Origin of the sequence: Nocardioides dongkuii (genome assembly GCF_014127485.1) — a bacterium.
In the GTDB taxonomy this organism is placed as follows: Bacteria; Actinomycetota; Actinomycetes; order Propionibacteriales; family Nocardioidaceae; genus Nocardioides; species Nocardioides dongkuii.
In genome coordinates, this window is sequence record NZ_CP059903.1 from 2,328,441 (window position 1) to 2,340,481 (window position 12,041).

General features: G+C 72.6%; 12 protein-coding genes. 6 read left to right on the top strand and 6 right to left on the bottom strand.

Annotated elements, in window-relative coordinates; all coding sequences use genetic code 11:
* Positions 1-58 precede the first annotated feature (58 nt).
* The 6 genes from tal to H4O22_RS11260 all read left to right on the top strand — a co-directional run bounded on the left by tal (position 59) and on the right by H4O22_RS11260 (position 7,144).
* Complete coding sequence (tal, locus tag H4O22_RS11235) at positions 59-1,165, top strand: transaldolase (protein ID WP_182523497.1); 1,107 nt, start codon at positions 59-61, stop codon at positions 1,163-1,165.
* Positions 1,162-2,823, top strand: a complete 1,662-nt coding sequence (gene pgi / locus H4O22_RS11240) for a glucose-6-phosphate isomerase (protein ID WP_182523498.1) — start codon at positions 1,162-1,164, stop codon at positions 2,821-2,823. The genes tal and pgi overlap by 4 nt, the downstream gene beginning before the upstream one ends.
* A complete protein-coding gene (gene zwf, locus H4O22_RS11245) occupies positions 2,820-4,346 on the top strand; it encodes a glucose-6-phosphate dehydrogenase (RefSeq protein WP_182523499.1) in 1,527 nt (508 codons plus the stop codon). The genes pgi and zwf overlap by 4 nt, the downstream gene beginning before the upstream one ends.
* Before the next feature lie 19 nt (positions 4,347-4,365).
* A complete protein-coding gene (locus tag H4O22_RS11250; protein WP_182523500.1) occupies positions 4,366-5,337 on the top strand; it encodes a glucose-6-phosphate dehydrogenase assembly protein OpcA in 972 nt (323 codons plus the stop codon).
* Positions 5,334-6,080: a 6-phosphogluconolactonase gene (gene pgl, locus H4O22_RS11255; RefSeq protein WP_182523501.1), complete on the top strand. Its 747-nt coding sequence runs from the start codon at positions 5,334-5,336 to the stop codon at positions 6,078-6,080. The genes H4O22_RS11250 and pgl overlap by 4 nt, the downstream gene beginning before the upstream one ends.
* Before the next feature lie 95 nt (positions 6,081-6,175).
* Positions 6,176-7,144, top strand: a complete 969-nt coding sequence (locus H4O22_RS11260; RefSeq protein ID WP_182523502.1) for a type IV toxin-antitoxin system AbiEi family antitoxin domain-containing protein — start codon at positions 6,176-6,178, stop codon at positions 7,142-7,144.
* A gap of 81 nt (positions 7,145-7,225) precedes the next feature.
* On the opposite strand, the gene H4O22_RS11265 is transcribed toward H4O22_RS11260, so the two are convergent.
* The 6 genes from H4O22_RS11265 to whiA form a co-directional block, all read right to left on the bottom strand.
* A complete protein-coding gene (locus H4O22_RS11265; protein WP_182523503.1) occupies positions 7,226-7,585 on the bottom strand; it encodes an RNA polymerase-binding protein RbpA in 360 nt (119 codons plus the stop codon).
* 29 nt (positions 7,586-7,614) lie between these two features.
* The gene (gene secG / locus H4O22_RS11270) at positions 7,615-7,848 is read right to left on the bottom strand and encodes a preprotein translocase subunit SecG (RefSeq protein WP_182523504.1); all 234 of its coding nucleotides are present in this window, start codon (positions 7,846-7,848) and stop codon (positions 7,615-7,617) included.
* A 31-nt stretch (positions 7,849-7,879) separates the two neighbouring features.
* Complete coding sequence (tpiA, locus tag H4O22_RS11275) at positions 7,880-8,680, bottom strand: triose-phosphate isomerase (RefSeq protein ID WP_182523505.1); 801 nt, start codon at positions 8,678-8,680, stop codon at positions 7,880-7,882.
* Positions 8,681-8,684: 4 nt separating this feature from the next.
* A complete protein-coding gene (locus H4O22_RS11280) occupies positions 8,685-9,884 on the bottom strand; it encodes a phosphoglycerate kinase (RefSeq protein ID WP_182523506.1) in 1,200 nt (399 codons plus the stop codon).
* Between the two features lie 2 nt (positions 9,885-9,886).
* Positions 9,887-10,885 (bottom strand): type I glyceraldehyde-3-phosphate dehydrogenase, encoded by a 999-nt coding sequence (gap, locus tag H4O22_RS11285; RefSeq protein WP_182523507.1) that lies wholly within the window; start codon positions 10,883-10,885, stop codon positions 9,887-9,889.
* A gap of 103 nt (positions 10,886-10,988) precedes the next feature.
* Positions 10,989-11,975 (bottom strand): DNA-binding protein WhiA, encoded by a 987-nt coding sequence (gene whiA / locus H4O22_RS11290; RefSeq protein ID WP_182523508.1) that lies wholly within the window; start codon positions 11,973-11,975, stop codon positions 10,989-10,991.
* Between the last annotated feature and the right edge of the window lie 66 nt (positions 11,976-12,041).

A 12,041-nucleotide genomic window follows, 5' to 3' on the forward strand; every position in this document is an offset into this window, starting at 1 on the left:
TCGGGGTACCCCACCAGGGTCCGGTCCCGGGCCCACCGTCTCGACCCCAGGAGGAACCATGACTGACCGCTTGAAGGCGCTCGCCGACGCGGGCGTGTCCATCTGGCTCGACGACCTCTCGCGCGAGCGCATCGAGACCGGCAACCTCGCCGACCTCGTCAAGGAGAAGTCGGTGGTCGGCGTCACGACCAACCCCACGATCTTCGCGAGCGCCATCGCCAACGGAGAGCGGTACGACGACCAGGTGCGCAAGCTGGTCGCCGACGGCCGGCCGGTCGAGGAGGTCGTCTTCGAGCTGACCACCGAGGACGTCCGCAACGCCTGCGACGTCTTCGCCCCCGTGGCCGAGCAGACGGCGCACGACGGCCGGGTGTCGATCGAGGTCGAGCCCGACCTCGCCAACGACACCGACGGCACCCTGGCCTCGGCCCGGGCCCTGTGGGCGGCCGTGGACCGCCCCAACGCGCTGATCAAGATCCCCGCGACCAAGGAGGGCCTGCCGGCCATCACCGCCGCCGTCGCCGAGGGCATCAGCGTCAACGTGACGCTCATCTTCGGCGAGGAGCGCTACCGCGAGGTGCTGGACGCCTACCTGTCCGGCCTCGAGCAGGCGCGGGCCGCCGGGCACGACCTGTCCACGATCCGCTCGGTCGCCTCGTTCTTCATCTCCCGCGTCGACGGCGAGGTCGACAAGCGCCTCGACGCGATCGGGAGCGACGAGGCGCTGGCGCTGCGCGGCCAGGCGGCCGTCGCCAACGCCCGGGTCGCGTACGGCGCGTTCCAGGAGGTCCTGGCCAGCGACCGGTGGCGCTCGCTCGCCGAGGCCGGGGCCAACCCGCAGCGTCCCCTGTGGGCCTCCACCGGCGTGAAGAACCCCGACTACGACGACACCCTCTACGTCGCCGAGCTGGTCGTCGCCGACACCGTCAACACGATGCCGGAGAAGACCCTCGAGGCGTTCGCCGACCACGGCGAGGTGCGCGGCGACCGGGTCTCCGGCCAGGCCGACGAGGCGCGGGCGCTGCTGGAGCGGCTGACCGCCATCGGGGTCGACTTCCCCGACGTGCTGGTCACCCTCGAGCACGAGGGCGTCGACAAGTTCAAGAAGTCCTGGATCGAGCTCGTCGAGACCGTCGAGGGCCAGATGGAGAAGGTCGGGAAGTGACCGACGCGCCCGTGGACCCGACGTCGACCCCCTCCTGGTCGCGCCTGGCGACCCGGGCGGAGGGGTTCGACCCCGACCTGCGCGGCTGGTTCGCCTCCGACCCCGACCGGGCCGCCCGGCTCACCTTCACCGCGGGCGACCTGGTCGTGGACCTGTCGAAGTCGCTGGTCGACGACGACGTCCTCGCGGCGCTCCTCGCGCTCGCGGACGAGGTCGGGCTGGCGGAGCGCCGCGACGCGATGTTCCGCGGCGACCACGTCAACGTCACCGAGGACCGCGCGGTCCTGCACACCGCGCTGCGGCTGCCCGCGGACGCCACCCTGGAGGTCGACGGCCAGGACGTCGTCGCCGACGTGCACGAGGTCCTGGGGCGGGTCTACGCGTTCGCCGAGCGGGTGCGCAGCGGTGCGTGGACCGGCGCCACGGGCGAGCGGATCCGCACGGTGGTCAACATCGGCATCGGCGGGTCCGACCTGGGTCCGGTGATGGCCTACGAGGCGCTGGCGCCGTACCGCCAGGACGGGCTGGAGTGCCGGTTCATCAGCAACATCGACCCGACCGACGCCGCGACCACCCTCGCCGGCCTCGACCCGGCGTCGACGCTGTTCATCGTCTCCAGCAAGACCTTCGGCACCCTGGAGACGCTCACCAACGCGCGGCTGTGCAAGCAGTGGCTGCTCGACGGCCTCGGCGAGGCGGCCGCAGGCGACGGCGCGGACGCGGTCGCGAAGCACTTCGTCGCGGTCTCCACCGCGCTCGACAAGGTCGCCGACTTCGGGATCGACCCCGACAACGCGTTCGGGTTCTGGGACTGGGTCGGCGGCCGCTACTCCCTCGACTCCGCGATCGGCACGTCGCTGGTGATCGCGGTGGGTCCGGAGCGGTTCGCCGAGCTGCTCGCCGGCTTCCACACGATGGACGAGCACTTCCGGACCACCGAGACCGCACGCAACGTGCCGGCGCTGATGGGCCTGCTCAACGTCTGGTACGCCGACCACCTCGGCGCGGCGAGCCACGCGGTGCTCCCCTACTCCCAGCTGCTGCACCGGTTCCCGGCGTACCTCCAGCAGCTGACGATGGAGTCCAACGGCAAGGGCGTGCGCTGGGACGGCAGCCCGGTCACCACGCAGACCGGTGAGGTGTTCTGGGGCGAGCCCGGCACCAACGGCCAGCACGCGTTCTACCAGCTGCTGCACCAGGGCACCCGGCTGGTGCCGGCCGACTTCATCGCGTTCGCGAACCCGGCGTACCCCCTGGTGGACGGCGAGAACGACGTCCACGAGCTGTTCCTGGCCAACTTCCTGGCCCAGACCCGGGCGCTGGCGTTCGGGAAGACCGCCGACGAGGTCCGCGCGGAGGGCACCGACGAGGCCGTCGTCCCGGCCCGGGTGTTCACCGGCAACCGGCCGACCGTCTCGATCATGGCCCCGGCGCTGACGCCGGCGGTGCTCGGCCAGCTGGTCGCGCTCTACGAGCACCTCACGTTCGTCCAGGGCGTCGTCTGGGGCATCGACAGCTTCGACCAGTGGGGCGTCGAGCTCGGCAAGCAGCTGGCCCAGGAGGTCGGCCCGGCGCTCGCCGGAGATGCCGACGCGCTCGCCGAGCAGGACCCCTCGACGCGGGCGCTCATCGACTACTACCGCGAGCACCGGCGATGACGGCGTACGTCAACCCGCTGCGGGACCCGGCCGACCGGCGGCTCCCCCGCATCGCGGGACCGTGCGGGATGGTGCTCTTCGGGGTCACCGGCGACCTGTCGCGCAAGAAGCTGATGCCGGCGATCTACGACCTGGCAAACCGCGGCCTGCTGCCGCCGGGGTTCTCCCTCGTCGGGTTCGCGCGCCGGGACTGGGCCGACCAGGACTTCGCCCAGATCGTGCACGACTCGGTGAAGGCGTACGCGCGCACCGAGTTCCGCGAGGAGGTCTGGCGCCAGCTCGCCGAGGGGATCCGTTTCGTCCCGGGCAACTTCGACGACGACCACGCGTTCGCCGAGCTGCGCCGTACCGTCGAGGAGCTCGACGAGGTGCGCGGCACCGGCGGCAACCACGCGTTCTACCTGGCGATCCCGCCGGGGTTCTTCGGCGACGTCGTGGGCCAGCTGAAGGAGCACGGGCTCGCCGAGTCCCCGGACGGGTCCTGGCGGCGCGTGGTCGTGGAGAAGCCCTTCGGCCACGACCTGGAGTCGGCCCGCGAGCTGGACCGCGTCCTCGCGGACGTCTTCCCCGAGGACTCGGTCTTCCGGATCGACCACTACCTCGGCAAGGAGACGGTCCAGAACATCCTGGCGGTCCGGTTCGCCAACACGATGTTCGAGCCGCTGTGGAACGCGCAGTACGTCGACCACGTGCAGATCACCATGGCCGAGGACGTCGGCATCGGCGGCCGGGCCGGCTACTACGACGGCATCGGCGCCGCGCGCGACGTGATCCAGAACCACCTGCTCCAGCTGATGGCCCTGGTCGCGATGGAGGAGCCGGCGTCCTTCTCCGCCCAGAGCCTGCGCACCGAGAAGCAGAAGCTGCTCTCGGCGGTCTCCCTCCCCCGCCGCCTCGACCTGACCACCGCGCGCGGGCAGTACGCCGCGGGCTGGGCGGGCGGCAAGAAGGTCACCGGCTTCCTCGAGGAGGAGGGCGTCGACGCGCACTCGACCACCGAGACGTACGCCGCCGTCACGCTGCACGTCGAGAACCGGCGCTGGGCCGGCGTCCCGTTCTACCTGCGCACCGGGAAGCGCCTGGGCCGCCGGGTCACCGAGGTCGCGGTCGTGTTCAAGCGCGCCCCCCACCAGCCGTTCAGCGCGACCTCGGTCGAGGAGCTGACCCAGAACGCCCTGGTGATCCGGGTGCAGCCCGACGAGGGGATCACGGTGCGGTTCGGGTCCAAGGTGCCGGGCACCCAGCTGGAGATCCGCGACGTCAACATGGACTTCGTCTACGGCGGGTCGTTCACCGAGTCCTCCCCGGAGGCCTACGAGCGGCTGATCCTCGACGTGCTCCTCGGCGACCCGCCACTCTTCCCGCACCGCGACGAGGTCGAGCTGTCCTGGAAGATCCTCGACCCGGTCCTCGAGGCGTGGGCCCGCAAGGGCGCCCCGGAGCCGTACCCGTCCGGCGGCTGGGGTCCCGAGTCCGCCGACGCGATGCTCGCCCGCGACGGCCGGGTCTGGCGGCGCCCGTGACGACCCCGAGGAGCACCCCGTGATCGAGCTGACCGACACCGACTCCGCCGGCATCGCCGCCGAGCTGGTGCGCGCACGGATCCGCGCCGGCAGCCCCGCGATGGGCATGGTGATGACGCTCATCATCGTCGTCGACGAGGACGAGGCCGAGGAGGCGATGCACGTCGCCCGCCAGGCAGCCCACGAGCACCCGGCCCGGGTCCTCGGCGTGATCCTCGGCGACGGCCGGGGCACGGGCGTGGTGAACGCCCAGGTCGGCACCGGCTCCGGCTGGAGCGGCGAGACCGCGCTGATCCGGCTCAAGGGCGAGGTGGTCAAGCACCCCGAGTCGGTCGTGCTCCCACTGCTGCTGCCCGACTCCCCCGTCGCGGTGTGGTGGCCGAACGACCCGCCCGCCGACCCGGCCGCCGACCCGCTCGGGCGGCTGAGCCAGCGCCGGATCACCGACGCCGCCGGGGCCACCCGGGCCCGCTCGACGGTCCTGCAGACCCAGTGCGCCCGCTACGTGCGCGGCAACACCGACCTCGCCTGGACCCGGATCACCCCCTGGCGGGCCCTGCTCGCCGCCGCCCTGGACCAGCAGCACCTGAAGGTCACCGCCGCCTCCGTCGAGGCGGAGCGGGTCAGCCCGTCCGCCGACCTGCTGGTCGCCTGGCTGGCCGACCGGCTCGGCGTCGAGGTGTCCCGCCGGAGCTCCGGCGGGCCGGGCATCACCGAGGTGGTGATGGAGACCGCCGAGGGACCCATCCGGATCACCCGCTCCGACGGGCGGCTCGCCACCTTCTCCTCCCCCGACCGTCCCGACCGGCCGATCGCGCTCAAGCGCCGCGAGCTGCCCGCCCTGCTCGCCGAGGAGCTCCGCCGGCTCGACGAGGACGACGTGTACGCCGCCACCGCCCGCTACCTCACCCGGCAGGCGGACACGAAGACCGCCAAGACCTCCACGAAGGCCCCCCGCAAGACCGCCAGCAGGAAGAAGGCACGCCGGTGACCACACCCCGCATCGAGGTCCACGAGGACGCCGCCGGCCTGGCCACGGCGGTCGCCGGCGAGCTCCTCACCCGGCTCGCCGACGCCCAGGAGTCCGGGCACCTCCCGCAGATCGTGCTCACCGGCGGCAGCATCGCCGAGGCGCTGCACCGCGAGGTCGCCCGGCTCGCCGCCTCCTCCCCCGTCGACTGGTCGCACGTCGTCGTCTGGTGGGGCGACGAGCGCTTCGTCGCCCCCGACTCCTCCGACCGCAACGCGGTCGACGCCCGCGCCGCGTTCCTCGACGTCCTCGGCGTGCCCGCCGCGAACGTCCACGAGGTGCCCGCCACCGACGCCGCGGCCGACGTCGACGCCGCGGCCGCGGCGTACGCCGAGGCGCTACGGGAGCACGGTCCGGCCTCGGGCGGCTTCGACGTCGTCATGCTCGGGGTCGGTCCCGACGGGCACGTCGCGTCGCTGTTCCCCGGCCACCCGGCACTCGACGTCGCCGGCGTCGACACGGTCGGTGTCACCGGGTCCCCCAAGCCGCCGCCGGAGCGGGTCTCGCTGACCTTCGAGGCCCTCGGCCGGGCCACCTCGGTGTGGTTCCTGGTCAGCGGCGAGGGCAAGGCCGAGGCGGTCGCCCGCGCGCACTCCGGCACCCCCGACGCCCCGGTCGACCGCCACGACGTCCCCGCCGCCGGCGTCACCGGCCGCGAGGAGACCATCTGGTTCCTCGACCGGGCCTCCGCCTCCCGTCTCTGACCCCCTTCCCCGCCGAGTCGGCGCTTGTGTCCGGGTTCTCCACAGGCTGACGGCGCGGGGCTGCGCCGCGGCGTACGGTCGCGGACCCTCGGGTCATGGACCTCCTGGACTGCCTCCAGCACCGCCGCCTGGACGAGACCTTCCCGCTCCCGGCCGACGCTCCCTTCACCTTTGCGGCGGCGCGTGAGTCCGGAGTGTCCCGTCGACAGCTGCGGGACCTCGTCGAGCACGGCCTCCTGCGCCGCCCGCTCCGAGGTGTGTACGTCGCGGCCGCGCTGCGCGACGACGTCGCGCTCCGGGCGGCGTGCCTCGCGCTCGTCGTACCTCCCGACTGCGTGGTGGTCGACCGGCACGCGGGCTGGCTGCTCGGGGCGGAGATGGTGCTCGCGCCCGGCGAGCACCTCGACCTGCGGCCGCTCTCGCTGTTCCGGCCCTCGGGGCACGGCCGGCTGCGCAACGGCCTCGCCGACAGCGGCGAGCGCAACCTGACCCGCGGCGACGTCACCGAGGTCCACGGGCTCGCGGTGACGACCCCGATCCGCACCGCGTGGGACCTCGGCCGGGTGCGGTGGACCGACGAGGCGATCACCGGTCTCGACGCGATGCTGCGCACCGGCGCGTTCACCCGCGAGGAGCTCCTGGCCGGGGTCGAGCGCTTCCGCGGGATGCGGTGGGTGCGGACCCTCCGCGCGGTCGCGCCGCACGCCGACGGGCGCTCGGAGTCACCCGGTGAGTCCGTGCTGCGGCTGCGCTGCATCGACAACGGCGTGCTGACCATGCGCCCGCAGGTCGAGGTGTGGGACCGCGGCCGCTTCGTCGCGCGGCTCGACCTCGGCGACGAGGACCTCGCGGGCGGCTTCGAGTACGACGGGGACGAGTGGCACACCAGCCCCGAGCAGCGCGCCCACGACCGCGACCGTCGTACGGCGACCGCGGACGCGGGCTGGCTCGTCGAGCCGTTCGTGGCGGCCGACGTCTTCGGTCCCCGGCGTACGTGCGACCGGCGGATCGTGGAGCTCGTGCAGCGGGCGCGAGTGCGGCGCGGGCTCAGTCGCTGGATCTAGTCGGCGGACACAAGCGCCGACTCGGGGTACCCCTGCGGACACAAGCGCCGACTCGGCGTACCTAGCCGGCGCCGGAGAACGTCAGAAGATCAGGTCGCCCGACTTGCGGCGGGAGCGGAGCAGGGCGAGCGCCTCGTCGAGGATGTCGGCCGCCTCCTTGTCGGAGCGCCGCTCCTTCACGTAGGCGAGGTGGGTCTTGTACGGCTCGACCTTGGTCGCCGGCGGGGCGTTGTCGGAGTCGCGGCCCGCGGGCAGCCCGCACTTGGGGCAGTCCCACGAGTCCGGGACGGTCGCCTCGATGGAGAAGGCCACGACCGAGCTGTGGTCCCGGGAGCAGAAGTAGGTGATCGCCTGCCGCGGCGCGGCGTCGCCCCGCTCGGCCTCGCCCATCGGGCCGGCCCCGACCCGGCTCCCGCGAATCGCGTTTCCTCCACCAGCCACGTGACGCCGTCCTGTCTGTTCGTCGTTAGTTACGGGTAGGCGAGCAGCAGGCCCAGCGCGATCACGCAGGCGAACCAGATCACGCCGATGCCGACCGTGAACCGGTCGAGGTTGCGTTCGGCGACCGAGGAGCCGCCCAGGGAGCTGGAGACGCCGCCTCCGAACATGTCGGAGAGGCCGCCACCGCGTCCCTTGTGCAGGAGCACCATGAGGATCATGAGGGCGCTCGTGATCATGAGCACGACGGTGAAGACGGTAGTCACGTGTCGGAATCCTACGTCACGTCTGCCGCGGTCACAGGACCGGCATGTCGTAGTAGCGGCAGATGCCGCCGAACTCGTCCACCTGGAGGCTCGCGCCGCCCACCAGGCACCCGTCGACGTCGTCCTCGGCCATGATCCCGCCGACGTTGGCGGCCTTCACCGATCCGCCGTACAGCACGCGTACGGCGTCCGCCGCGGCGTCGCCGTGCTCCTCGCGGACGAAGGCACGCACCGCGGCGCAGACCTCCTGCGCGTCGGCCGGGGTGGCGACCTCACCGGTGCCGATCGCCCACACGGGCTCGTAGGCCACGACCAGCCCGGTGACCTGCTCGGCGGAGAACCCCGCCAGCGAGCCGCGGACCTGCTCGACCACGACGGCCACCTGCTCGCCCGCCTGGCGGGTCTCCAGGCCCTCCCCGACGCACACGATCGGCGTCATGCCGGCCGCGAGCGCCCGGTGCGCCTTGGCGTTGACGACCTCGTCGGTCTCGCCGTGGTGCTCGCGCCGCTCGGAGTGCCCGACGACGACGTAGGAGCAGCCGAGCTTGCTCAGCATCGACGCGGAGATCTCGCCGGTGTAGGCGCCGGACTCGTGCACGGAGACGTCCTGGGCGCCGTACTTCACCGACAGCCGGTCACCGTCGACGAGCGTCTGCACCGACCGCAGGTCGGTGAAGGGCGGTACGACGAGCACCTCGACCTTCGCGTAGTCGTGGCGCTTGTCCGACAGCGTCCAGGCGAGCTTCTGGACCAGCACCACCGCTTCCTGGTGGTTGAGGTTCATCTTCCAGTTGCCCGCCATGAGCGGGACCCGGGCCGCAGCCTTCGCCATGCGTTCAGTCCTCCAGGACCTTGATGCCGGGGAGCTGCTTGCCCTCGAGGTACTCGAGGCTCGCGCCACCACCGGTCGAGATGTGTCCGAACGCCGACTCCTCGAAGCCGAGCGCCCGGACGGCGGCGGCGGAGTCGCCGCCGCCTACGACGGAGAGGCCGTCGACCTCCGTCAGCGCCTGGGCCACAGCCCGGGTGCCCTCGGCGAACGCGGCGACCTCGAAGACGCCCATCGGGCCGTTCCAGAACACCGTGTGCGCGTCGGCGAGCGCCGCCGCGAACGCCGCACCGGAGTCGGGCCCGATGTCGAGGCCGAGGCAGTCGGCCGGGATCTCCGTGGCAGGGACGACGCGGGGCTCCGGCGTGCGGTCGCCGGACGGGAACGCCGTGTCGACGACCACGTCGGTCGGCAGCACGATGTCGACGCCGGACTCCTCGGCACGCGCCAGGTAGGCCCGGCAGACCTCGAGCTGGTCGTCCTCGAGCAGGCTCTTTCCGACCTCGTGGCCCTGGGCCTTGAGGAAGGTGAAGACCATCCCGCCGCCGATCAGCAGCCGGTCGGCCTTGCCGAGCAGGTTGTCGATCACGCCGAGCTTGTCGGAGACCTTGGACCCGCCCAGGACCACGGCGTACGGCCGCTCGGGGGCCTCGGTGAGCCGCTTCATCACCTCGAGCTCGGTCGCGACCAGGCCGCCCATGGCGTGCGGGAGCCGCTGCGCGACGTCGTACACCGACGCCTGCTTGCGGTGCACCACGCCGAAGCCGTCAGAGACGAACGCGTCGGCGAGGGCGGCGAGCTGGTCGGCGAAGGCGCCGCGCTCGGCGTCGTCCTTGCTCGTCTCGCCCGGGTTGAACCGGACGTTCTCGAGGACGGCGACCTGCCCGTCGCCGAGCCCGTCGACGACCGAACGGGCGGAGTCGCCGACCGTGTCGGTCGCGAACGCGACCTCCTGGCCCAGCAGCTCGCCGAGCCGGGCCGCGACCGGGCGCAGCGAGTAGCGGTCCTCGGGCGCGCCCTTCGGGCGGCCGAGGTGGGCGACGACCACCACCCGGGCGCCGGCCTCGGCCAGCGCCCGGATGGTCGGCACGCTCGCGCGCACCCGGCCGTCGTCGGTGATCCTCGTCCCGTCGAGCGGGACGTTGAGGTCGGAGCGGACCAGGACGCGCTTGCCGGCGACGTCGCCCAGCGTGGAGTAGTCCCCCACGGTCAGAGGGTCTCGCCGATGTAGTCGATCAGGTCCGCGAGGCGGTTGGAGTAGCCCCACTCGTTGTCGTACCAGCCGAGCACCTTGACCTGGTTGCCGAGCACCTTGGTCAGCGGCGCGTCGAAGATGCAGGACGCCGGGTCGGTGACGATGTCGGTCGAGACCAGCGGGTCGGTGGAGTAGCGGAGGAACTTGCCGTCGGCCGCGGCCTTGACGATCTCGTTGACCTCGTCGACCGACGTCTCGCGGCCCGCCTCGAAGGTGAGGTCGGTGGCGGAGCCGGTGGGCACCGGCACGCGCATGGCGTAGCCGTCGAGCTTGCCCTTGAGCTCGGGCAGCACCAGGCCGATGGCCTTCGCGGCACCGGTCGAGGTCGGGACCATGTTGAGCGCGGCGGCCCGGGCCCGGCGCGGGTCCTTGTGGATGTTGTCCTGCAGGTTCTGGTCCGCGGTGTAGGCGTGGATCGTGGTCATCAGGCCCTTGTTGATGCCCAGGCCGTCGTGGAGCGCCTTGGCCATCGGCGCGAGGCAGTTGGTGGTGCACGAGGCGTTCGAGATCACCGTGTGCGCGGCGGGGTCGTACGTCGTGTGGTTGACGCCCATGACCACGGTGACGTCCTCGTTGGAGGCCGGCGCGGAGATGATGACCTTCTTGGCGCCGCCGCTGTCGACGTGGGCGCGGGCCTTGGTGGCGTCGGTGAAGAAGCCGGTGGACTCGACGACGACGTCGACGCCCAGGTCGGCCCAGCGGAGGTTGGCGGGGTCGCGCTCCGCGAAGGTCTTGATGACCTGGTCGCCGACCCGGATCTCCTCGGCGGTGGCCGTCACGTCGGCGTCGAGCCGGCCGAGGATCGAGTCGAACTTCAGCAGCGGCGCCAGGGAGGTGTTGTCCGTGAGGTCGTTGACGGCGACGATCTCGATGTCGAGACCGGACGCGCGCACGGCGCGGAAGAAGTTGCGGCCGATCCGGCCGAACCCGTTGATGCCTACTCGAACGGTCACTGCGCTTGCTCCTCGGGACGGGGACGTCGGGCTGACGTTTCGACCCTATACGCAGCGCGGCCACGTCCGCCGGGGCGTCCCGGTGTACGTCCCGGTAACCGGGTCAGGCCTCCTCGGCCAGCATCTCCGGGGTCAGCGAGGACTCGGTGTCGGGGATGCCGAGCTCCTCGGCGCGCTTGTCGGCCATCGCCAGCAGGCGGCGGATCCGGCCGGCGATCGCGTCCTTGGTCAGCACCGGCTCGTGCAGCTGGCCGAGCTCCTCGAGCGAGGCCTGCTTGTGCTCCAGGCGCAGCGAGCCGGCGAGCTTGAGGTGGTCGGGGACCTCGTCGCCGAGGATCTCCATCGCCCGCTCCACGCGGGCACCGGCCGCGACCGCGGCCCGCGCCGAGCGGCGCAGGTTGGCGTCGTCGAAGTTGGCGAGGCGGTTGGCGGTGGCCCGGACCTCGCGGCGCATCCGCCGCTCCTCCCACGCCATCAGCGACTCGTGGGCGCCGAGCCGGGTGAGCAGCTGGCCGATCGCGTCGCCGTCGCGGATCACGACCCGGTCGACGCCGCGGACCTCGCGCGCCTTGGCCTGGATGCCGAGCCGGCGGGCCACGCCGACGATCGCCAGCGCCGCCTCCGGACCGGGGCAGGTGACCTCCAGGGAGGACGAGCGACCCGGCTCGGTCAGCGAGCCGTGCGCGAGGAACGCGCCCCGCCAGGCGGCCACCGCGTCGCAGCCACCGCCGGAGACGACCGCGGGCGGCAGGCCGCGGACCGGGCGCCCGCGCTGGTCCAGCAGCCCGGTCTGGCGGGCCAGGGCCTCGCCGTCCTTGACGATCCGGACGAGGTAGCGGCTGCCCTTGCGGATGCCGTTGCCCTGCACGACCACGACCTCGGACTGGTGCCCGTAGACCTCGGCGATGTCGGTGCGCAGCCGTCGGGCGGCGGCACCGGTGTCGAGCTCGGCCTCCACCACGATCCGGCCGTTGACGATGTGCAGGCCCCCCGCGAAGCGGAGCATCGAAGCGACCTCCGCCTTGCGACAGCAGGTCTTCGTGGTCAGGGTGCTGGCCAGCTCGGCCTTCACCTGCGCCGTCATCGCCATGCGCCGATCCTCGCACGCGAGTCAATCACCTCGGGGAACACCCCGAGGGGCACCCCACGGCCCCCG

Excerpts from the sequence above, each read along its gene's own strand:
- whiA (WP_182523508.1), bottom strand. The coding sequence starts at position 11,975 with ATGGCGATGACGGCGCAGGTGAAGGCCGAGCTGGCCAGCACCCTGACC.
- tal (WP_182523497.1), top strand. The coding sequence starts at position 59 with ATGACTGACCGCTTGAAGGCGCTCGCCGACGCGGGCGTGTCCATCTGG.
- zwf (WP_182523499.1), top strand. The coding sequence starts at position 2,820 with ATGACGGCGTACGTCAACCCGCTGCGGGACCCGGCCGACCGGCGGCTC.
- H4O22_RS11260 (WP_182523502.1), top strand. The coding sequence starts at position 6,176 with ATGGACCTCCTGGACTGCCTCCAGCACCGCCGCCTGGACGAGACCTTC.
- tpiA (WP_182523505.1), bottom strand. The coding sequence starts at position 8,680 with ATGGCGAAGGCTGCGGCCCGGGTCCCGCTCATGGCGGGCAACTGGAAG.